Origin of the sequence: Cellulomonas pakistanensis, from assembly GCF_016862755.1 — a bacterium.
In the GTDB taxonomy this organism is placed as follows: domain Bacteria; phylum Actinomycetota; class Actinomycetes; order Actinomycetales; family Cellulomonadaceae; genus Cellulomonas; species Cellulomonas pakistanensis.
Genome location: NZ_BONO01000006.1, coordinates 105,592 through 126,523, shown reverse-complemented (window position 1 = coordinate 126,523; position 20,932 = coordinate 105,592). Strand labels below are relative to the sequence as shown.

Genomic DNA, 20,932 nt, shown 5'->3' with positions numbered 1-20,932 from the left:
TCCGGTCCCGGCGCAGGGCAGCATGGGCCCGCGACGTGCTCACCGGCGAGCGCGCGACGACGAGGAGGCGGTATGCGGCTCGGCTACCACACCGGCTACTGGTCGGCGGGTCCCCCGCCCGGGGCGGCGGACGCGGTGCTCGCGGCGGACCGGCTGGGGCTCGACTCGGTGTGGACCGCGGAGGCGTACGGCTCGGACGCGTTCACCCCGCTCGCCTGGTGGGGTGCCCGGACGTCGCGGGTGCGGCTCGGGACCGCCGTCGCCCAGGTCGCCGCCCGCACCCCGACCGCCACGGCGATGGCGGCGCTGACGCTGGACCACCTATCGGGCGGCCGGTTCACCCTGGGCCTCGGGGTGTCCGGGCCGCAGGTCGTCGAGGGCTGGTACGGGCAGCCGTACCCGCGGCCGCTCGCCCGCACGCGGGAGTTCGTCGCGATCGTCCGGGACGTGCTGCGCCGCGAGGGGCCCGTGCGCGCCGGCGGGCCGTTCTACCGGCTCCCGCTGCCCGAGGACGAGGGCGCCGGGCTCGGCAAGGCGCTGCGCTCGACCGTGCACCCGCTGCGCGCGGACCTGCCGATCCACCTCGCCGCCGAGGGGCCGAAGAACATCGCGCTGTCCGCCGAGATCGCCGACGGCTGGCTGCCGCTGTTCTACACCCCGCGCCTCGACGACGAGTTCCGAGGGCTGCTCGCGGAGGGCTTCGACCGGCGGCTCGCCGGCACCCGCCCCGTCGAGGAGTTCGAGGTCACCGCCACCGTGCCGGTGGTGCTGGGCCCGGACGTCGAGGCCGCGGCCGACGCGGTGCGTCCGTTCGTCGCGCTGTACGCCGGCGGGATGGGCGCGAAGGGCGCGAACTTCCACGCGAACGCGCTCGCCCGGCTCGGGTACGCCGAGGCGTGCGCGGAGATCCAGGCGCACTACCTGGCGGGCGACCGGGCGCGCGCGGCGGCGGCCGTCCCGACCGAGCTGGTGCGGGACGTGGCGCTGGTGGGGACGCCGGACGACGTGCGCGAGCAGTCCGCGGCCTGGCGGGGCACGGCCGTGACGACGCTGCTGGTGCAGGCGGCGCCGGAGCAGCTGGACCAGATCGCGGATCTGCTGGGCTGACCGGCGGGCGCCTCGGTCCCGGCCGAGGTCGTCGGTCCCGCCCGAGGTCGCCGGTTCCGCACCCCCTCGGGTGGACGGGACCGACGACCTCGGGCGCGGACGGTGCAACGCGGCGGACACACCGCGGCGCTACCGTGCGGCGCGTGACCCCGCCCGACGACGCCCCGGCCGCGCCCGCGGCCGAGACCCCGCCCGCGCCCGCGACCGTCGACGCGACCGTCGCCGCACCACGCGACGGCGGGACGCACCTCGCCGCCGGCGCCGTCACGGCGGTCGTCGGCTTCACCAGCGCGTTCGCCGTCGTCCTCGGCGGGCTGCGGGCCGTCGGCGCCACCCCGGCGCAGGCGGCGTCCGGGCTGCTCGCCGTGACGCTCGCGATGGGCGCCGCCACGATCCTGCTCGCCTGGCGGACCCGGCTGCCGATCACGGTCGCCTGGTCGACCCCGGGGGCCGCGCTGCTCGCGACCACGGGGACCGCGGCGGGCGGCTGGGCGGAGGCGGTCGCCGGGTTCGCGCTGTGCGGGGCGCTGCTCGCGGCCGTGGGGCTGTGGCGGCGGCTCGAGCGCTGGGTCCGGCTCATCCCGGTGCCGCTGGCGAACGCGATGCTCGCCGGCGTCCTCGTCGACCTGTGCCTGCAGCCGGTGCTGGCCGTCGCCGACCGGCCGCTGCTGGTCGGGCCGGTGGTGCTGATCTGGCTGGCGCTGCTGCGGTGGGCCCCGCGCTGGGCGACGCCCGCGGCGATCGGGCTCGCGGTGGCGATCGCCGTCGCGTCGCCGGGCGTGCGGGCGCTCGACCCCGGCGACCTCGTGCCGTCGCTGACCTGGACCACGCCCGAGCCGTCCTGGTCGGCCGTCGTGTCGGTCGCCGTGCCCCTGTTCGTCGTGACGATGGCGTCGCAGAACATCCCGGGCGTCGCCGTGCTGGCCGGGTTCGGGTACGCCGCTCCCCTGCGGCCCGCGATGCTGGTCACCGGGATCGGCACGGTGCTGGCGGCGCCGTTCGGCGGGCACGCGATCAACCTCGCGGCGATCAGCGCGGCGCTCGCCGCCGGCCCCGAGGGCGGGCCCGACCCGCGGCGGCGGTGGCGCGCGGCGGTCGTCGCCGGCTGCGGGTACGTGGTGCTCGCCATCGCGTCGGCGGCGGTGGCCGCGGTGGCCCTGGCGGCGCCGGCCGGGCTGATCGCGGCCGCGGCGGGCCTGGCGCTCGTGGGGACGCTCGCGGCTGCGCTCGGCGGGGCGTTCGGCGCGGCGGGTCACCGCGAGGCGGCGGCGGTGACGTTCCTGGTCACGGTGTCGGGCGTGAGCGTCGGCGGGGTGTCGGCGGCGTTCTGGGGCCTGCTCGCGGGCATCGCGGTCCACCTGGTCCTGCGCGCCGCCCGCCGCTGACCCGGCCACCCCCCTCGCCGAGCTGGCGACTCTCGGCTGCGGCACGGCGCGCTCGCACAGCCGAGAGTCGCCATCTCGGCGCGCCCGCCGCGGGAGGCGAGGCCTGCGCGGCGGACGCCGCGGCGGCGCGGCGCGGTTGTCTCGGCGCGGGCCGGGCGCTACTGTCGGCGGTGATCCCGAGACGTGAACATTCGCGTCTCATAGAGCGAGACGGCGTGAAGGAGGCGGCCCGTGGCCCGGTCGGTGCAGCGCACGACCCAGCGCCCGCGCCTGCCCATGCCCGCGTCCTGCCGCTGTTGTCGCCGCTCGGCGAGCTGTCCGCGCGCCTGCGCCGCCTGACCGCGTCCTCCTGACGCCCACGGGCCGCGCCCCGGCAGCACCCCGCCCCGCCGCGACCCGTCCGACCCGCGCCCCGCCGCGCCGGTCGCGCCGGTCCCGGCACCCTCGCCGCCCCGCGCCGCCTCCGCAGCGGCCCGACGACCCGGGAACCCCCATGAGCCCCGCGCCCAGCACCGCCACCCGCACCGCCACCACGACCGCCGACCCGGCCGACGCCGCGACCGCCCGCCCGGTCGAGCTGCACGGCGTCGCCCGCACCTTCGCCACGCCCGCAGGGCCCCGCCCCGTGCTCGCCGGCGTCGACCTGTCGGTCGCGGCCGGCGAGATCGTCGCCGTCGTCGGCCCGTCCGGCTGCGGCAAGTCGACGCTGCTGCGCCAGGTCGCCGGCCTCGACGCCCCGGACGGCGGCCGGATCCTGCTCGGCGGCGAGCCCGTCGCCCCCTACGACGCGCGCACCGCCGTCGCGTTCCAGGAGCCCCGCCTGCTCCCCTGGCGGACGCTCGCGCACAACGTGGCGCTCGGCGTCCCCCGCGGCACGCCGCGCGCCGAGTCCCGGGAGCAGGTCGCCCGGCTGCTCGACCTGGTCGGGCTCGCCGGCTCGGCCGGGCTGCGGCCGCGGCAGGTGTCCGGCGGCATGGCGCAGCGCGCGTCGCTGGCCCGGGCGCTCGCCCGCCGGCCCGGCGTGCTGCTGCTCGACGAGCCGTTCGGCGCCCTCGACGCGCTGACCCGGCTGCGGATGCAGGACCTGCTGCTCGAGGTGCACGCCAGCCGCCCGACGACGGTGCTGCTGGTGACGCACGACGTCGAGGAGGCCCTCTACCTCGCCGACCGGGTCGTGCTGCTCGGCTCCCTCACGGCCGGAGCGGCCGACACCTCCGTCCGCTCCGTCGTCACCGTCCCCGGCGACCGGCCCCGCGACCGCGCGGACGCCCGGCTCGCCGAGCTGCGCGCCGAGCTCCTCGACGGGCTCGGCGTCCCCACGCACCACCCCGCGCACGACCCCGACGCGCACCACTCCATCTGACCCGCACCTCCCCCGACACCGACCTGGAGCACCCCATGACCGCCCTGACCACCGCCTCCCGTCGCCGGCTGCGCGGCCCGATCGCCCTCGGCGCGAGCGCCGTCGCCGCGACCCTGCTGCTCGCCGGCTGCGTGGCCGGCGAGGGCGAGGCCGCCCAGGCCGACGAGCCCGCGGACGGCGCGACCGCCGAGGGCTGGAGCGCCGACACGCTCACCGTCGACTTCGCGACCTACAACCCGCTCAGCCTGGTCATCAAGGACCAGGGCTGGCTCGAGGAGACGCTCGGCGACGACGTCACCGTCGAGTGGGTCCAGTCGGCCGGCTCGAACAAGGCCAACGAGGCGCTGCGCGCCGGCGCGGTCGACGTCGGCTCCACCGCCGGCTCGGCGGCGCTGCTCGCCCGGTCGAACGGGTCGCCGATCCGCACCATCGACATCTACGGCCAGCCCGAGTGGGCGGCGCTCGTCGTGCCGGAGGGCTCGGACATCACGGGCGTCGAGGACCTGGCCGGGCGCTCGGTCGCCGCGACCAAGGGCACCGACCCGTACTTCTTCCTGCTGCAGGCGCTCGACGAGGCGGGCGTCGACCCGGCCGACGTCGAGGTGCAGAACCTGCAGCACGCGGACGGCAAGGCCGCGCTGGAGAACGGCTCGGTCGACGCGTGGTCCGGCCTGGACCCGCTGATGGCCGCGAGCGAGGCGGAGGCCGGGTCGACGCTGGTCTACCGCAACGTCGACTTCAACACCTACGGGTTCCTCAACGCGACGCAGGAGTTCCTGGACGCGAGCCCCGACCTGGCGCAGGTCGTCGTCGACGCCTACGAGAAGGCGCGCGCCTGGGCGCAGGAGAACCCCGACGAGGTCGTGGCGATCCTCGCCGAGGTCGCCGGCATCGACCCGGCCGTCGCCGAGACCGTCATCACCGAGCGCACCACGCTCGACATCGACCCGGTCCCCGGCCAGGCGCAGCGCGACGTGCTCGAGGTCGTCGGCCCGATCTTCGTCGAGTCCGGCGACGTGGCGAGCCAGGACCTGGTCGACACCGCGCTGGACGAGCTGTTCGAGCCCACCTACGCGGAGAACGCCGACCCGACGACGATCGCCGACTGACCGAACCCCTCCTGCACCGCGCTGCCGAGTTCGGCAGTCCGCGTGCGAGGTCGGCACCTGGAGGTGCCGAACTCGCACCGGAGGTGCCGAACTCGGCGGAAGGAGACCTCATGACCGACGCCCCCGCCCCCGTGGTGACCGTCGCGGGCAGCAGCGTCCGGGCGACCGACGCCCGCGGCCGCGCGCTGCCCGGGCTGAACCCGTTCAGCCTCGGCCTCGCCGCCCGCCCCGGCGCCGGGCCGCTCGCGCGCCGGCCCGTGCGCCTCGCCCTCGGCCTCGTGGTGCCCGCGGTCCTGCTGGTCGCGTGGCAGCTCGTCACGGCGTCCGGCCTGGTCGCGCCGTACCAGCTGCCGAGCCCCGCGTCCGTCTGGACCGCGGCCGTCGACCTCGCGCAGCGCGGCCTGCTCGGCCAGTACGTCGCGATCTCGACGCAGCGCGTCGTGCTCGGGTTCCTGATCGGAGCGGCCCTCGGACTGGCTGTCGGGTCCGTCGTCGGCCTGTCCCGTCTGGCCGGCGCGCTGCTCGAGCCGACGCTGGGCGCGATCCGGGCGGTGCCGTCGCTGGCCTGGGTGCCGCTGCTGATCCTCTGGATGAAGATCGGCGAGGAGTCGAAGCTGACGCTCATCGCGATCGGCGCGTTCTTCCCGGTGTACACGACCGTCGTCGCCGCGCTGCGGCACGTCGACGCGCACCTGGTCGAGGCCGGGCGCGCGTACGGGCTGCGCGGGGCGCGGCTGCTCGGGGCCGTGCAGCTCCCCGCCGCCGTCCCGTCCGTGGTGGCGGGACTGCGGCTCGCGCTCGCGCAGTCGTGGCTGTTCCTGGTGGCCGCGGAGCTCATCGCGTCGTCGATGGGCCTCGGCTTCCTCCTGATGGACTCCGGCAACAACGGCCGCGTCGACCGGATGATCCTGGCGATCGTCCTGCTGGCGCTGCTGGGCAAGACGACCGACGCGCTGATCGGACTGGCCGAGAAGTCGCTGCTGAGAAGGTGGGCATGACGAGCACGACGAGCGCGACCATCACCGCGCTGCAGACCGAGACCCGCGCGTACCCGGCCCCGGCCGGCGACTGGAACGTGGGCCCGGAGGAGGCCGAACGCCTGCGGGCGTGGGCCGACGCCGACCACGTGGGGTTCTGGGAGGACGCCGCCCGCCGCCTGGAGTGGGCCGAGCCCTGGCACACCGCCCACACCTGGTCCCCCGCGGTCGAGGGCCCGGACGGCGAGCTGACCGTCCCCGAGGCGCAGTGGTTCGTCGGCGGCAGGCTGAACGCCGCGGTGAACTGCGTCGACCGGCACGTGGCCGCCGGCCGCGGCGACAAGGTCGCGATCCACGCCGAGGGCGAGCGCGGCGACCGGCGGTCGATCACCTACGCCGACCTGCAGCGCGAGGTGTCCCGGGCCGCGAACGCCCTGACCGACCTCGGCGTCGGCCCCGGCGACCGCGTGGTCGTCTACCTGCCGGTGATCGCCGAGACGATCGTCGTGACCCTCGCGATCGCCCGGATCGGCGCGGTGCACTCCCTGGTGTTCGGCGGGTTCTCCGCGGAGGCCGTGCGGTTCCGGGTGCAGGACACCGGCGCCAAGCTGCTGGTCACCAGCGACGGCCAGTTCCGCCGCGGGCAGGCCGTCGAGGTGAAGTCCGCCGCGGACGCCGCGGTCGACGGCCTGGACCACGTCGAGCACGTGCTGGTCGTGCGGCGCACCGGGCAGGACGTCGCCTGGACCGAGGGCCGCGACGTCTGGTGGCACGACGTCGTCGACACCGCGTCGGACGAGCACGAGGCGCAGGCGTTCGACGCCGAGCACCCGCTGTTCATCATCTACACGTCCGGCACCACCGGGAAGCCCAAGGGCCTGGTGCACACCACCGGCGGCTACCTGACGCACGCGTCCTGGACGCACTGGGCGATGTTCGACGCCAAGCCCGACGACGTGCACTGGTGCACCGCCGACCTCGCCTGGGTCACGGCGCACACCTACGAGATCTACGGGCCGCTCAGCAACGGGCTGACCCAGGTGATCTACGAGGGCACGCCCGACACCCCGCACCGCGAGCGCCACCTCGAGGTCATCGAGCGGTACGGCGTCACCGTCTACTACACCGCCCCGACCCTGATCCGGACCTTCATGACGTGGTTCCCCGAGGGCCTGCCGGCCGGGTACGACCTGTCGACCGTCCGCCTGCTCGGGACCGTCGGCGAGGCGATCAACCCCGAGGCGTGGGTGTGGTTCCGCTCGCAGTTCGGGGCCGACCGCGCGCCGGTCGTCGACACCTGGTGGCAGTCCGAGACCGGCGCGGCCGTCATCGCCCCGCTGCCCGGCGTCACCACGCTCAAGCCCGGCTCGGCCACCCGCGCGCTGCCCGGCTTCTCGGCGAAGGTGGTCGACGACGCGGGCGCCGAGGTGCCCCGCGGCTCCGGCGGCTACCTCGTGCTCGACCGGACGTGGCCCGGCATGGCGCGGACCGTGTGGGGCGACCCGGCGCGGTTCCGCGACTCCTACTGGCGGCCGCTCGCCGCGCACGGCTACTTCCTCGCCGGCGACGGCGCGTCCTGGGACGCCGACGGCGACGTCTGGCTGCTCGGCCGGGTGGACGACGTCGTGAACGTCGCGGGCCACCGGCTGTCGACCATCGAGATCGAGTCGGCCCTCGTCGCGCACCCCGCGGTCGGCGAGGCCGGCGTCGCGGGCGTCACGGACGCCGTCGGCGGGCAGGCCGTGGCCGCGTTCGTCGTCCCGGCGGTCGCGCCCGGGCCGGTCGAGGACGTCGCCGCCTGGCGGGCCGCCGCCGCGGCGCTGCGCGAGGACCTGCGCGCGCAGGTGCAGCGCGAGATCGGCCCGGTCGCCAAGCCGAAGCACGTCGTCCTCGTCCCCGAGGTCCCCAAGACCCGGTCCGGCAAGATCATGCGGCGGCTGCTGGCCGAGCTGCACGACGGCCGGCCGCTCGGCGACGTCACCTCCCTGCAGAACCCCTGGGCCGTGGACCAGGTCGCCGCGCTGCTGCGCGACGGCGTTACCCTCGCCCCGATCCCCGAGGCCGAGGAGGCCACTCGCGCATGAGCTCCGAGCACCGCTTCGGCTTCCGCACCCGCGCCCTGCACGCCGGGGCGATCCCCGACGCCGCGACCGGCGCCCGCGCCGTGCCGATCTACCAGACGACGTCGTTCGTGTTCAACGACACCACCGACGCCGCGAACCTGTTCGCGCTGCAGAAGTACGGCAACATCTACTCCCGGCTCGGCAACCCGACGGTCGCCGCGTTCGAGGAGCGGATCGCCTCGCTCGAGGGCGGCATCGGCGCCGTCGCGACCGCGTCCGGCATGGCGGCGGAGTTCATCACGTTCGCCGCGCTGGTCGGCGCGGGCGACCACGTCGTCGCCTCCGCGCAGCTGTACGGCGGCACGGTCACCCAGCTCGACGTGACGCTGCGCCGGTTCGGCGTCGAGACCACGTTCGTCGCGGGCACCGACCCGGCGGACTACGCCGCGGCGATCCGCCCGAAGACCAAGGCCGTCTACACCGAGGTCGTCGCGAACCCGTCCGGGGAGGTCGCCGACCTGGCCGGCCTGGCCGAGGTCGCGCACGCCGCGGGCGTCCCGCTCGTCGTCGACGCCACGCTGTCGACCCCGTACCTGGTGCGGCCGATCGAGCACGGCGCCGACATCGTCATCCACTCCGCCACCAAGTTCCTCGGCGGGCACGGCACCACGCTCGGCGGCGTCGTCGTCGAGTCCGGCCGGTTCAACTGGGGCAACGGCAAGTTCCCGCAGATGACCGAGCCGGTGCCGTCGTACAACGACGTGAAGTGGTGGGAGAACTTCGGCGAGTACGGGTTCCTCACCAAGCTCCGCTCCGAGCAGCTGCGGGACATCGGCCCGTCGCTGTCGGCGCAGTCGGCGTTCCAGCTGCTGCAGGGCGTGGAGACCCTCCCCCAGCGGCTCGACGCGCACCTGGCCAACGCCCGGGCCGTCGCCGAGTGGCTCGACGCCGACCCGCGCGTCACGTCGGTGCAGTGGGCGGGCCTGCCGTCGCACCCGCACCACGAGCGCGCGCGGCGCTACCTGCCGCTCGGACCGGGGTCGGTGTTCGCGTTCCGGCTCGCGGCGACCGCCGACCGCGACGGCCGCGAGGTCGGGCGCCGGTTCATCGAGAACCTGCAGCTCGCCAGCCACCTGGCCAACGTCGGTGACGCGCGCACGCTCGTCATCCACCCGGCGTCGACCACGCACCAGCAGCTGTCGGCGGAGCAGCTCGCCGTGGCGGGCGTGCCCGAGGACCTGGTGCGGATCAGCGTCGGGCTCGAGGACCCGGAGGACATCCTCTGGGACCTGGACCAGGCGCTGACGGCGGCGACGGCGCCGCGCGAGGCGTCGGACGGCGCGACCGACGGGGCCGCGGCCGCCGCCGCGCGGCCCGCCGTCCCGGCCGCCACCGCGGTCGGCGCGGCGGTCACCGGCGTCGGCGGCATCGCCGGCGGCGCGTCCTGCTCGATCCCGGAGGAGAGCTGATGACCACGACCCCCGAGCGCACCTGGCAGGGGCCGAGCGCCCCCGAGCGCCTGGCGCTGCTCCGCCGCACCCGGTCGATCGCGATCGTCGGCGCGTCCAACAACCCCGCGCGCGCGTCGTACTTCGTCACGACGTACCTGCTGTCCAGCACGCCGTACGACGTGTACCTGGTCAACCCGCGCGAGACCGAGATCCTCGGGCAGCCGGTGTACCCCTCGCTCGACGCCCTGCCGGTGGTCCCGGACCTGGTGGACGTGTTCCGCCGGCACGACGACCTGCCGACGGTGCTCGACGAGACGCTGGCCGTCGGGGCGAAGGCGCTGTGGCTGCAGCTCGGCTCGTGGCACGAGGACGTCGCGGCGCGCGGCGAGGCGGCGGGCCTGACGGTCGTCATGGACCGCTGCGTCAAGATCGAGCACGCCCGCTTCCACGGCGGCCTGCACCTCGCGGGCTTCGACACCGGCGTCATCAGCAGCAGGCGCGCCCTGGCGTAGCCGTCCGCGACGTCGGGTCCGTGTGCCACAGTGGAGCATGGACCCGACGTCCCGAACGCCGTCTCCTCCCCGCCCCGTCGAGCCGCACGACCAGTCGCCGCCCGACGGACCGCCGCTCCGGCTGCGCCCGCCGACCCACCGGGTCGACCCTCGCGCCCGCCGCTGGTGGCTGCTGCGCGGCCTGGCCGCCGCGGGCGCGCCCACGCTGGTCGTCGGCGCGGTGTGGTGGCTCTGGGAGCCCGCTCGGCCGTGGCTAGCGGTCCCGCTGGTCCTCGGCGTCCTGTGGACGGCCGCGCGCGTGCTGGTCGAGCCCCGGCTCCGCTACGCGGTGCACCGGTGGGAGACGACCGACCTCGCCGTCTACGGCCTGTCCGGCTGGCTGGTCCGCGAGTGGCGGGTCGCCCCGCTGTCGCGGGTCCAGACGGTCGACGCCGTCCGTGGCCCGCTGGAGCAGCTGCTCGGTCTGGCCACGCTCCGGGTCACCACCGCCTCGTCCAGCGGGGCGATCAGCCTCCGTGGGCTCGACGCCGAGCTCGCCGCGGAGCTCGCGGAGCGGCTGACCGCCGTCACCGAGCGCACGCCCGGGGACGCGACGTGAGCGAGTCCCCGGCCGCGCCCCGGGACGTCGCCCCGGACGCGGCCGTCGTCGAGGCCGACCGACCCGCGACCGACGACGGGACGCCGTGGTCCCGCCTCGCGCCGCGGATGATCGCGGTCGACCTCGCCCGCTCGCTGCTGTCGCTCGCCCCGACCGCGGTCGCCGTCGGCGTGTTCGGCGTCGAGGCGTCGTGGTCGACGCTGTGGCCGCTGCTCCTCATCGCCGCCTGGGGCGTGCTCGGGGCGGCGCGCGACGCCGTCCGCTGGGCGGTCACCCGGTACCGCGTGACGGACGAGTACGTCGAGCGCCGGTCGGGGCTGCTCGTGCGCCGCTATCGCTCGGTGCGGCGGGACCGGATCCGGAGCGTCGACACCACGGCACGGCTGCGGCACCGGCTGTCCGGGCTCCGGATCGTGCTGGTCGGGGCCGGGCAGCAGCTGGCGGCGGGCGAGTCCGCGCTCGCGCTGGACGCGGTGGCCCGCCGCGACGCCGAGCTGCTGCGGGCGGTGCTGCTCGACCGCGCGCCGGCCCTCGCGGCCGCTGACCAGGGCGCCGGCGCGGACGCCGGCCAGGACGCGGAGCACGTGATCGCCCGGTTCCGGCCGTGGTGGGTCGTCTACAACCTCCTGAGCATCTGGTCGTTCGTCACCGCCGCCGGCCTGCTCTGGGGCGCGTACTGGCTGCTCGACACCTTCGGGCTCGACCCGGTCGCGTGGGTCGAGGGCCTGTTGCCCTGGGAGCGGCTCGGCCGCGCGGGCACGGTCCTCGTCGGCCTCGCGCTGGTGCTCGCGGTCGGCGCGGTCGGCATGGGTGCGAACTACCTCGCCGCGTCCTGGGGTCTCGAGCTCGCCCGCGTGCCAGGCGAGGGCGGCACCCACCTGCGCAGCCGGCAGGGCCTGCTGACCACCCGGGAGGTGAGCCGCGACGACCGGCGGCTCCGGGGCATCACGGTGTCCGAGCCGGTGCTGTGGCGGTGGATGGGGATGGCGGACACGTCGGTCATCACCACCGGCCTGTCGATCTGGTCCGCCTCGCAGCCCGCGGCGGTGCTGCCCCGCGGCCCGGCCTCGGTGGCGTGGCCGGTGGCGAGCGCCGTGCTCGCGGCCGACCCGGACCCGATCGGGGCGCCCCTGCGCCGGCATCCGGCCGGGGCGCTGCGCCGCCGGCTCTGGTGGGCGACCGCGACGGCGGCGATCGTCACAGGCGCGCTCGCCTGGCTCGCCGCCACCGCCGTGCTGCCCGCCTGGGCCCCGTGGGTCGGCGCCGCCCTGTGGCCGGTCGCGCTGCTCGCCGCGGTCGTCGCGCACCGGGCGCTCGGCCACGCGGTGGTAGGCGACTACGTCGTGGTGCGCTCGGGCCTGGTGGCGCGGGCCACCTCGGCGCTGCGCCGCGACGCGGTCAGCACGATCGCGCTGCGCGAGTCGGTGCTGCAGCGCCGGCTCGGGCTGCGGACCGTCGCCGCCATGACCGCGGCCGGCTGGGGCCGGTACGACGCCCCGGACGTCGAGGCCGACGAGGCGCTGCGGTTCGCGGTCGCGGCCGCGCCGGGCGTGCTGGACCCGTTCCTGGTCCGCGACGACGGGTGATCAGCGCGCGTCGGCGAGGAGCGCCTGCTCCCCCGCGGCGGCGTCCGCCGGGCGGCCCGTCGCCAGCGGCAGGATGATCGTGTCGATCAGCCGCTCCGCGAACTCCGCGTCCATCGGCCGGTGCGCCACCACCTTGCGGTCCCGCCTCCGCGGCGATCGCGAAGGCCGCGTCGAGCTCCTCCGCCAGCGCGACGACGCATTCCGCCTTTCGGGCGTCACAGCGGGACGGTCTCGGCGCGGATCCGACCGCCCACGCCGGTCCGGCCCGCCCGCTCGAGCACCATCTCGTCGTCGACCACGTCGACCCGCACGCCGGTCGGCGACTCCGGCGCGGCGGTGAGCGCCGCGAGGTCGCGCCGGGCGTCGGGCCCGAAGTGCACGATCAGGTCGAGATCCGACTCGGCGCCGTCCTCGCCCCGGGCCACCGAGCCGAAGACCCCGGCCGCCACCACGCCGTGGTCGGCCAGCACCCGCAGCACCGCGTCGTGGTGACGCGCGAGCGCGTCCCGCGGCAGGTCTCGCCGCACGGCTCCTCCTCCGGCTCGGACCACCGGGCTGGCGACCGGGTCAGTCGTCCGGGAACCAGATCGCCCGGCGCAGCGCCACCCGGGTCCCGTCCGCCGACAGCGGCGTGCCCTCGGCGCGCAGGTGCTCCAGCGCGGTCCGGGCGTGGTGCGCGGGCGGCGCGCCGGACGCGTTCACCACCCGCCACCACGGCACCCCGGAGCCGCCGCGGGACATGACCTGCCCGACCTGCCGCGGCCCGCCGCGCGCGGGCAGGCCCTCGGCGACGAGCCGGTCGGCCACGACCTCGGCGATGGTCCCGTAGGTCATCGCCCGGCCGGAGGGGATCGCGTCGACGACGTCGAGCACCGCCTCCAGGTACGCCTCGTCCACCCTCAGCCCCTCCGCAGCAGCACGAGGGCCCGGTCGTCGCCCTCGCCGGCGCCGACCCGGGCGATGACGTCGTCGGCGTCGCCGCGCCCGGTCGACAGCACGCCCTCGACGACGCCGCGCAGCCGGTCGATCCCGAGGTCCAGGTCGCCGCCGGGCGTCTCGACCAGGCCGTCGGTGTACAGCAGCAGGGTGTCGCCGCGGTCGAGCCGCCCGGTCACCGGCGGGAAGGCGGCGCCGGCGAGGACGCCCAGCGCGGGCCCGCCGCCGGCCGGCACCAGCCCGACCAGCCCCGACCCGGCGTGCAGCTGCACCGGCGGCAGGTGCCCGGCGGACGCGACCGTGTACTCGCCGGTCGCGAGGATCAGGCTGACGTGCACGGCGGTCGCGAACCCCTCCTCCCAGTCCTGGGCGAGCAGGTACGCGTTCGCCGCCGGCAGGAAGTCCGGGGCGGGCAGCTGCCCGATCAGCCCGGCGAGCGCGCCCGACAGCTGCAGCGACCGCACCCCGGCGTCCTGCCCCTTGCCCGACACGTCCACCAGCGCGATCTCCAGCACCGACCCCGCGGACCGGGTCGCGGTCACCACGAAGTCGCCGGAGAACGCCTCGCGGTGCGCCGAGCGCAGGGCCGTCTCCACCCGCCAGCCGTCGGGCAGCGGCGGCACCACCCCGTGCGCGGCGAGCCGGTCCCGCAGGTCGACGATCATCAGCTCGCCGGGCGCGCCCTGCAGCCCCAGCCGCTCCCGGTGCGCCGCGAACGACAGCAGCGCGGCGATGGCGATCCCCTGCAGCAAGAACGTGCCGGGCGTGAACTCCCCCAGCCCGGCGAGCGGGATCGCGACGAACTGCACCGCGATCGCCGCGCACAGCACGACCATCCCGCGCATCCGCAGCAGGAACGCGCCGAGCAGCTCGATGAGGATGAACGTCGACGGCGGCACCCAGGGCCGCGCCCACACGATGCCGGCCGACGCCAGCAGCGTCAGCGCCACGAGCACCGTGGTCAGCGCCTGCTGCGACCCGAGCCCGTAGCGGCGCAGGCACGCGCGCACCCGGTCGAGCACGCTCGCGGCGCGGCGCCGGCGCACGGCGGGCGGTCGCGGCGGCTGCGGCGGCCGCGGCGGCCTGCCCGGGGGTGTCACGCCGCGAGGGTACCCAGCCCGCCGAGGGGGCCGACAGGTGCCGCCACGTCAGGGTCGCGGCTGAATTCGGGTGACCGGGCACGAGCCGGCCCGCCAGGATGGCGCCCATGACCACCACGACCGCTGCCGGGTACCGCCTGCTGGAGCTCACCGCCGACCGCGTGGAGGAGTTCCGCGCCGTCGACGCGATGGCGTTCGCCGAGCCGGCGCGCGACGCGGCGCTCGACGCCGACGTCCCGTTCGCGGTGCCGCTCGACCGGGCGGTCGCCGTCGAGACCGACGCCGGCGACGGGCCGGGCGAGATCGTCGCCGTGCACGGCTCCTACGCCTTCACGCTGCCGACGCCGGGCGGCGAGGTGCCGTGCGCGGGCCTCACCTGGGTCGGCGTGCGGCCCGACCACCGGCGGCGCGGGCTGCTGCACCGGATGATCCGGGCGCACCTCGACCGGTCGCTCGGCCGCGGCGAGCCGGTGTCCGCGCTGTTCGCCGCCGAGCCCGGCATCTACGGCCGGTTCGGCTACGGCTCCGCCGCGGACCACGTCCGGATGACGCTCCCCCGCGGCGCCGCGCTCCGGGACGTGCCGGGGTCGGCGGACCTGACCGTGCGGTTCGCGACGCTCGACCCGGCCGCGCACGAGGGCCTCGTCGACGACGTGTACTCCGCCGCCGGCGAAGGCCGGCCGGGCTGGATCCGGCGCGGCTCGGACGCGCTGCGGCGCATCGCGGTCGCCGACCCGCCGGCCTGGCGCAACGGCGGCGAGCCGGCCCGGATCGTCACGGTGCGGGACGCCGGCGGCGACGCCCGGGCGTTCGCGATCGTCCGGCGCACCCAGACCTGGGCGGACGGCGGAGCCGAGTACCCGGTGCAGGTGCGGCTCGCCGCCGCCGCGGACGCGGCCGCCGCGCACCGGCTCTGGTCCGTGCTGCTCGACCTCGACCTGACGTCGACCGTCACCACCGGGATGCTGCCGGTCGACGACCCGCTGCTGGCCCTGCTCGTCGACACCCGGCGCCCGGTGCCGAAGCTGACCGACAACCTGTGGGTGCGGCTGCTCGACGTGCCTGCCGCGCTGGCGGGCCGCCGGTACGCCGCGCCGCTGGACGTCGTGCTCGGCGTCCGCGACGCGCTGCTCCCCGGGAACGACGGCGCCTGGCGGCTGGTCACCGGCGAGGCCGGCGCGGACGGCACCTACGGCGCGCGGGTCGAGCCGGCCGCCGGGGCCGAGCCGGACCTGGCGCTCGACGTCCGCGAGCTGGGCGCCGCGTACCTCGGCGGGCGGAGCCTGGCGGCGCTCGCCGCCGTCGGGCAGGTCACCGCGGCGCGGCCGGACGCGCTGCACCGCGCGGCGACCGCGTTCGGCTGGCCGGTCGCGCCGGTGTGCCCCTGGGTGTTCTGAGGGACGCACCGCGAGCGCACCTCTCGACCGCGTCCCGGCTCGCGGGAGCAGCCGGGAGGTGCCCTCGCGACGGCGCGGCGCGGTGGCCGCCGCCGGAGGTCAGGCGCGCGCGGCCTCGTACGCCGCCAGCTGGTCGATCCGCCGCTGGTGGCGCGGGTCCTGGCTGAACGGCTCGTCCACGAACGCGTCCACGAGCTCGATCGCCTCGTCCACGGAGTGCTGGCGCGCGCCGATCGCCACGACGTTCGCGTCGTTGTGCTGCCGGCCCAGCGTCGCGGTGTCGCGGTTCCAGGCCAGCGCGGCGCGGACGCCGGTCACCTTGTTCGCGGCGATCTGCTCGCCGTTGCCGGACCCGCCGATGACGACGCCGAGGCTGCCCGGGTCGGCGACGACGGCCTCGCCCGCCGCGAAGCACACGGCCGGGTAGTCGTCCTGCGGGTCGTACTCGGCGGCCCCGTGGTCGACGACGTCGTGCCCGGCGGCGCGCAGGTGCTCGACCAGCGCGACCTTCAGCTCGAACCCGGCGTGGTCAGCGGCGACATGGATACGCATGGGCCCATCTTGCCCCACGCCGGGTCGGCGCGACCCGCCTGTCCGCAGACCGCGCGACCCCGCCCCGGGGCAGCGCCGCGTCGGCCCCGCGACCTAGGCTGGCTCCCGGTGCGCGGCCGCGCGCCGGCCCGACCGGAAGGGACCCCCCTCGACCATGACCCGCAGCGGCATCGACACCTCCGCCCTCGACCCGGCCGTCCGCCCCCAGGACGACCTGTACGCGCACGTCAACGGCCGGTGGGCCGCCGAGCACGTGATCCCCGCGGACCGGGCGATGGACGGCTCGTTCCGCGCGCTGCACGACCAGGCCGAGGAGCAGGTCCGCGACATCATCGTGGAGGCCGGCGAGGCCGAGGACGCGACCGGCGTGCAGGCGCAGATCGGCGCGCTGTACGCGTCGTTCATGGACGTCGACGCCGTCGAGGCCGCCGGCACCGAGCCGCTGCGCCCCGACCTGTCGGCGATCGCCGCGGCCGCGACCCGGCAGGACCTCACCGACGTCCTCGGCGCGCTGCAGCGCTCGGGCGCAGCCGGGGGCACCGGGTTCTGGGTCGACAACGACGCGAAGGACCCGGAGCGCTACGTCGTCTACCTGTACCAGTCGGGCCTCGGCCTGCCCGACGAGTCGTACTACCGCGACGAGCAGTACGCGTCCGTGCTCGCCGCCTACCGCCCGCACGTCGCGCGGATGCTGCGGCTCGGCGGCTGGGCGGCGGACGAGGCGGCGGCGGACGACGCCGCTGGCCGGGTCGTGGCCCTGGAGACGAAGATCGCCGCGGGCCACTGGGACGTCGTGAAGGACCGCGACGCCGACCTCACCTACAACCCGACGACGCTGTCGGCGCTCGCGACCACGGCCCCCGGCTTCGACTGGGAGGCGTGGTCCCGCGCGCTGGGCGCCCCGCAGGGCTCGCTCGACGAGCTGGTCGTCCGGGAGCCGTCGTTCGCCACCGCCTTCGCCGAGCTGTGGGCCACCGAGCCGGTCGAGGACTGGCAGGCCTGGCTGGCGTACCACGCGATCAGCGCCCGGGCGCCGTACCTGTCCTCCGAGCTGGTCGAGGCCAACTTCGACTTCCACGGCCGCACGCTGACGGGTGCCCAGGAGCTCCGCGACCGCTGGAAGCGCGGCGTCTCGCTCGTCCAGGGCGTGCTCGGCGAGGCCGTCGGCGAGGTGTACGTCGCCCGGCACTTCCCGCCGGCGCACAAGGAGCGGATGGAGGTGCTCGTCGGCCACCTGGTCGAGGCGTACCGCGAGTCGATCCTCGCGCTCGACTGGATGGGCGAGGACACCAAGGCGAAGGCGCTCGCGAAGCTCGACGCGTTCACCCCGAAGATCGGCTACCCGGTGAAGTGGCGCGACTACTCCGGTCTCGAGGTGCGTGCCGACGACCTGGTCGGCAACGTCCGCCGCGCGTCCGCCTTCGAGCAGGACCACGAGCTGAACAAGATCGGGAAGCCGATCGACCGCGACGAGTGGTTCATGACGCCCCAGACGGTCAACGCCTACTACAACCCCGGCATGAACGAGATCGTGTTCCCCGCCGCGATCCTGCAGCCGCCGTTCTTCGACGCCGACGCGGACGACGCCGTCAACTACGGCGGCATCGGCGCGGTCATCGGGCACGAGATCGGACACGGGTTCGACGACCAGGGCTCGAAGTACGACGGCCAGGGCCGGCTCGAGGACTGGTGGACCGAGTCCGACCGGGCGGAGTTCGAGAAGCGCACGTCCGCGCTCATCGAGCAGTACAACGCGTTCTCCCCCGCGCAGCTGAACGGCTCGCACCACGTCAACGGCGCACTCACGATCGGCGAGAACATCGGCGACCTGGGCGGCCTGTCGATCGCCCTCAAGGCCTACCGGATCGCCCTCGGCACCTCGCTCGACGAGGCCCCCGAGGTCGACGGCCTGACCGGCGTGCAGCGGGTGCTGCTCGGCTGGGCGCAGGTCTGGCGCGCGAAGGGCCGCGACGAGGAGGTCATCCGGCGGCTCGCGGTCGACCCGCACTCGCCCGACGAGGTCCGCTGCAACGCGGTCGTGCGGAACGTCGACGAGTTCTACACGGCGTTCGGCGTGCAGGAGGGCGACGGGCTGTACCTCGCGCCCGAGGAGCGCGTGCGCATCTGGTGACGGCTCGGCGCGCCCGCTCCGGTCGGGGCGGGCGCGCCGGTCGTCGCTCAGCCCGCGCGGGCCGCCCCGCTCGGCTCCCGCCCGGGGTCGGGCGCGGCCGCCGGGATCCCGAGCACCACGGCGCCCGGGTCGTCCGGCGCGTGCCACGCCGTCACGCGCTGCCCCGCCGTCGGCCGCAGCCGCGGGGTCGTGCGCTCCCGGGCGAGCCACGTGCCGCCGGGCGCGGCCGGCGAGGCGACGTGCAGCACGCACCACGGCGAGCCCTCGGCCACGACGACCCGCTCGACGACGCCGTCGGCCCGCACCGGCCGGTCGAGCAGCGGCGCGAGCCGCGCCCAGCGCCGCCGCCTGCTGGCCCGCGTGCGCGCGGCGACCCAGGCGGCCACCGCGACCAGGACCGCGGTGCCCGCCGCCGTCGCGCCGGAGCGGCCGGCGAGGAAGGTCAGGGCCGAGACCAGGGCCAGCACGGCGGCCGCGGCCGCCAGGACCACGGGCGCCCGTCCCGGGCCCGGGCGGAGCGCCGTCACGGCCGCCGCGGGGAACGGCGCGTCCGCGTCCGGCAGCGTCGCGACGACCACCGGCGGGTCCCGGACCGGCAGCGGCAGCGTCGGGTCGACGCCCCCGTTCGCGTCGCGGTGCTCGCGGTACCGCCGCCGGCGCGCCTCGGGGGCGACGACGTCCTCGGGGACGCACAGCACCGCGGCCTCCGGGTCGTCCGGGCGGTACCAGATCCGGACCGGGTCGCCGACGAGGGGCCGGCTCCCGGGCGACGCCTGCCGCTCCAGCGCCCACCAGTGGAGCCCTGGCGCATCCGGGCTGGTCACCCGCACGTCGTAGCGGGCGGGCCACCCCGACCCCGCCACGGGCACCGCCTCCGCCACGGCGCCCTCGACGCAGCGGTGCCGCTCGGCGAGGGCGTCGAGCCGCGGCCACCAGCGCGTCCGGGCGGCGTACCCGGACCACGCCGGCACGGCCAGGGCGCAGCCGACCACCGCGAGCACCACCGCGGGTGCGACCCGGCCGCCCAGCGCGAGGCCCGCCGCGGCGCCGCCGACGCCGCCGAGCGCGTACGCGACCGGGTGCCCGCGGGTGTGGACCACCGCGAGCAGGACGAGCCCGGCCACCGCACCGGCCACCCGGGCGGCGCCGTCCCACGCCGCCCAGCCGGGCGGGGCGAGCAGCAGCGCGACCACCCCCGCGAGCGCGCCGCCGAGCAGGCCCCCGAGCACGTACCGCCACGGCGACGGCCGGTGCGCGTCCAGCGCGGCCTGCGGGAACCCCCGGGACTCCGGGGTGCCCAGCGTGGGCACCGGCCACCACGTCGTCGGCGAGCGGCGGACCAGCCGCAGCCCGGCCGGCGGGCGCCCCGTCACGGCAGCGTCGTCAGCGCCGCGGTCGCGACGCGGAACCCGTCACCCGTCTCGTCGACCACGCAGGACATGCCGTCGGACCCGCTCGTGCAGGTGTACGGCCCGACCGTCTGGGTCTGCCCGTACTCGAGGACCGGGGTGTCCGCCGACGCGGGGGCGGGCGCCGGGCCCTCGACGCACGGGGTGGTGACGCCGTCGGCCTCGTTCAGCACGATCGTGTGCCCGGTCGTGCCGGTGCAGCCCGCGGACGCGGGGACGTCGTACTGCTTGTTCGCGATGGTGCAGGTGACGCCGTCGGGCGACATGGTGCACGCGATGTTGCCCGTCGGGGACGCGAACGACGTGGCGGTGTCGCTGGTCGCGCCGGACGTGCCGTCGTCGGTCGCGCCGCCGGTCGCGGCCTGGGAGGCGGGCGCGGACGGGGTGGCCCCGGCGCCGCCGTCGCCCGAGCCGCCGCCGAGCACGACGACGACCGCGACGAGCAGGCCCAGGAGGAGCACCAGGTCGACGGCGAGGAAGATCTTGAGGCCGCGGCTCAGGTTCGCGAGGGCTGCCATGGGGGTCCTCCGGAGGTGCGGGGTGCGAGGGGTGCGGGTGCGCCGGGGGGCGCGGACGCTCAGTCGAAGACGGGACCCTTGGTGCGGGTGCGCTTCAGCTCGTAGAAGCCGGGGACGCCGGTGACCAGCGCGAGGCCGTCCCACAGCCGCCCGGCCTCCTCGCCCTTCGGCGCCGGCGTCATCACCGGGCCGAAGAACGCCGTGCCGTTGAGGGCGACCACGGGGGTGCCGACCTCGTCGCCGACCAGCGCGATCGCCTCGGCGTGCGAGGCCCGCAGCTGCTCGTCGAACTCGTCGGTGTCGCCGTAGGCGCGCAGGGACTGGGGCAGGCCGACCTCGTCGAGCGCCTCGCGGATGATCGCCCAGGTGTCCGTGCGGCCGCCCGGGTGCCGGCGGGTGCCGAGCGCGTCGTACAGCGGCTTGAGGTGCTCGGCGCCGTACAGCTCCTTCGTCGCGGTCAGCACGCGCACGGCCGCCCAGGACTCGTCCATCAGCGCGCGGTAGTCGTCCGGCAGGTCGCGGCCCTCGTTGAGCACGGACAGGCTCATCACGTGCCAGCGCACGTCCACGTCGCGGACCCGCTGCACCTCGGTCATCCAGCGCGACGTCATCCACGCCCAGGGGCACGCGGGGTCGAACCAGAAGTCGGCGGTGTCGCGGTCGGGCGCGGTCGTGTCGGTCACGGGTGGTGCTCCTCAGGCTGTCGGCTGTCGGGGTGCGTGCGCGCGGACGCGGGCG

The 20,932-nt window shown here is 76.7% G+C and carries 20 protein-coding genes; 12 read left to right on the top strand and 8 right to left on the bottom strand.

Going from position 1 to position 20,932, the window contains the following annotated elements; all coding sequences use genetic code 11:
* The first annotated feature begins 72 nt into the window (after positions 1 to 72).
* The 10 genes from Cpa01nite_RS05895 to Cpa01nite_RS05850 all read left to right on the top strand — a co-directional run bounded on the left by Cpa01nite_RS05895 (position 73) and on the right by Cpa01nite_RS05850 (position 12,151).
* Positions 73 to 1,107, top strand: coding sequence for an LLM class F420-dependent oxidoreductase (locus Cpa01nite_RS05895; RefSeq protein WP_203667808.1), 1,035 nt, complete (start codon positions 73 to 75; stop codon positions 1,105 to 1,107).
* A 143-nt stretch (positions 1,108 to 1,250) separates the two neighbouring features.
* The gene (locus tag Cpa01nite_RS05890; protein ID WP_203667807.1) at positions 1,251 to 2,492 is read left to right on the top strand and encodes a benzoate/H(+) symporter BenE family transporter; all 1,242 of its coding nucleotides are present in this window, start codon (positions 1,251 to 1,253) and stop codon (positions 2,490 to 2,492) included.
* Between the two features lie 493 nt (positions 2,493 to 2,985).
* Positions 2,986 to 3,855 (top strand): ABC transporter ATP-binding protein, encoded by an 870-nt coding sequence (locus tag Cpa01nite_RS05885; protein ID WP_203667806.1) that lies wholly within the window; start codon positions 2,986 to 2,988, stop codon positions 3,853 to 3,855.
* Between the two features lie 35 nt (positions 3,856 to 3,890).
* Positions 3,891 to 4,964, top strand: coding sequence for an aliphatic sulfonate ABC transporter substrate-binding protein (locus Cpa01nite_RS05880; protein ID WP_203667805.1), 1,074 nt, complete (start codon positions 3,891 to 3,893; stop codon positions 4,962 to 4,964).
* Between the two features lie 110 nt (positions 4,965 to 5,074).
* The gene (locus Cpa01nite_RS05875; protein WP_203667804.1) at positions 5,075 to 5,962 is read left to right on the top strand and encodes an ABC transporter permease; all 888 of its coding nucleotides are present in this window, start codon (positions 5,075 to 5,077) and stop codon (positions 5,960 to 5,962) included.
* Positions 5,959 to 8,025: an acetate--CoA ligase gene (acs, locus tag Cpa01nite_RS05870; RefSeq protein ID WP_203667803.1), complete on the top strand. Its 2,067-nt coding sequence runs from the start codon at positions 5,959 to 5,961 to the stop codon at positions 8,023 to 8,025. The genes Cpa01nite_RS05875 and acs overlap by 4 nt, the downstream gene beginning before the upstream one ends.
* Positions 8,022 to 9,473 (top strand): O-acetylhomoserine aminocarboxypropyltransferase/cysteine synthase family protein, encoded by a 1,452-nt coding sequence (locus Cpa01nite_RS05865; protein WP_203667802.1) that lies wholly within the window; start codon positions 8,022 to 8,024, stop codon positions 9,471 to 9,473. The genes acs and Cpa01nite_RS05865 overlap by 4 nt, the downstream gene beginning before the upstream one ends.
* Positions 9,473 to 9,967 (top strand): CoA-binding protein, encoded by a 495-nt coding sequence (locus Cpa01nite_RS05860; RefSeq protein WP_203667801.1) that lies wholly within the window; start codon positions 9,473 to 9,475, stop codon positions 9,965 to 9,967. Before Cpa01nite_RS05865 ends, Cpa01nite_RS05860 begins: the two co-directional genes overlap by 1 nt.
* A gap of 37 nt (positions 9,968 to 10,004) precedes the next feature.
* The gene (locus Cpa01nite_RS05855) at positions 10,005 to 10,565 is read left to right on the top strand and encodes a PH domain-containing protein (protein ID WP_203667800.1); all 561 of its coding nucleotides are present in this window, start codon (positions 10,005 to 10,007) and stop codon (positions 10,563 to 10,565) included.
* A complete protein-coding gene (locus Cpa01nite_RS05850; protein ID WP_239068561.1) occupies positions 10,562 to 12,151 on the top strand; it encodes a PH domain-containing protein in 1,590 nt (529 codons plus the stop codon). Before Cpa01nite_RS05855 ends, Cpa01nite_RS05850 begins: the two co-directional genes overlap by 4 nt.
* Here the strand turns inward: Cpa01nite_RS05850 and Cpa01nite_RS18830 are convergent, their stop codons facing one another.
* From Cpa01nite_RS18830 to Cpa01nite_RS05835, 4 genes are all read right to left on the bottom strand, one after another.
* Positions 12,152 to 12,280: a hypothetical protein gene (locus Cpa01nite_RS18830; RefSeq protein ID WP_275406207.1), complete on the bottom strand. Its 129-nt coding sequence runs from the start codon at positions 12,278 to 12,280 to the stop codon at positions 12,152 to 12,154.
* Between the two features lie 86 nt (positions 12,281 to 12,366).
* Complete coding sequence (locus Cpa01nite_RS05845) at positions 12,367 to 12,678, bottom strand: nucleotidyltransferase family protein (RefSeq protein WP_239068560.1); 312 nt, start codon at positions 12,676 to 12,678, stop codon at positions 12,367 to 12,369.
* 40 nt (positions 12,679 to 12,718) lie between these two features.
* Positions 12,719 to 13,048 carry an MGMT family protein gene (locus tag Cpa01nite_RS05840; RefSeq protein WP_203667798.1) on the bottom strand — a complete coding sequence of 110 codons (330 nt, stop codon included), beginning with the start codon at positions 13,046 to 13,048 and terminating at the stop codon, positions 12,719 to 12,721.
* A gap of 2 nt (positions 13,049 to 13,050) precedes the next feature.
* Positions 13,051 to 14,187, bottom strand: coding sequence for a PP2C family protein-serine/threonine phosphatase (locus Cpa01nite_RS05835; protein ID WP_239068559.1), 1,137 nt, complete (start codon positions 14,185 to 14,187; stop codon positions 13,051 to 13,053).
* A 107-nt stretch (positions 14,188 to 14,294) separates the two neighbouring features.
* Here Cpa01nite_RS05835 and Cpa01nite_RS05830 point away from each other — a divergent pair, with 107 nt between their 5' ends.
* The gene (locus Cpa01nite_RS05830; protein ID WP_203667797.1) at positions 14,295 to 15,584 is read left to right on the top strand and encodes a GNAT family N-acetyltransferase; all 1,290 of its coding nucleotides are present in this window, start codon (positions 14,295 to 14,297) and stop codon (positions 15,582 to 15,584) included.
* A gap of 99 nt (positions 15,585 to 15,683) precedes the next feature.
* On the opposite strand, the gene Cpa01nite_RS05825 is transcribed toward Cpa01nite_RS05830, so the two are convergent.
* Positions 15,684 to 16,136 (bottom strand): ribose-5-phosphate isomerase, encoded by a 453-nt coding sequence (locus tag Cpa01nite_RS05825; RefSeq protein ID WP_203667796.1) that lies wholly within the window; start codon positions 16,134 to 16,136, stop codon positions 15,684 to 15,686.
* Positions 16,137 to 16,290: 154 nt separating this feature from the next.
* Between Cpa01nite_RS05825 and Cpa01nite_RS05820 the strand changes: the two genes are divergently transcribed.
* Positions 16,291 to 18,267, top strand: a complete 1,977-nt coding sequence (locus tag Cpa01nite_RS05820; protein WP_203667795.1) for a M13 family metallopeptidase — start codon at positions 16,291 to 16,293, stop codon at positions 18,265 to 18,267.
* Positions 18,268 to 18,314: 47 nt separating this feature from the next.
* On the opposite strand, the gene Cpa01nite_RS05815 is transcribed toward Cpa01nite_RS05820, so the two are convergent.
* The 3 genes from Cpa01nite_RS05815 to Cpa01nite_RS05805 are packed head-to-tail and all read right to left on the bottom strand — an operon-like array spanning position 18,315 to position 20,877.
* Complete coding sequence (locus Cpa01nite_RS05815; protein WP_203667794.1) at positions 18,315 to 19,640, bottom strand: hypothetical protein; 1,326 nt, start codon at positions 19,638 to 19,640, stop codon at positions 18,315 to 18,317.
* A complete protein-coding gene (locus tag Cpa01nite_RS05810) occupies positions 19,637 to 20,194 on the bottom strand; it encodes a hypothetical protein (RefSeq protein WP_203667793.1) in 558 nt (185 codons plus the stop codon). The genes Cpa01nite_RS05815 and Cpa01nite_RS05810 overlap by 4 nt, the downstream gene beginning before the upstream one ends.
* A gap of 59 nt (positions 20,195 to 20,253) precedes the next feature.
* Complete coding sequence (locus Cpa01nite_RS05805; protein ID WP_275406206.1) at positions 20,254 to 20,877, bottom strand: mycothiol-dependent nitroreductase Rv2466c family protein; 624 nt, start codon at positions 20,875 to 20,877, stop codon at positions 20,254 to 20,256.
* Positions 20,878 to 20,932: the final 55 nt, after the last annotated feature.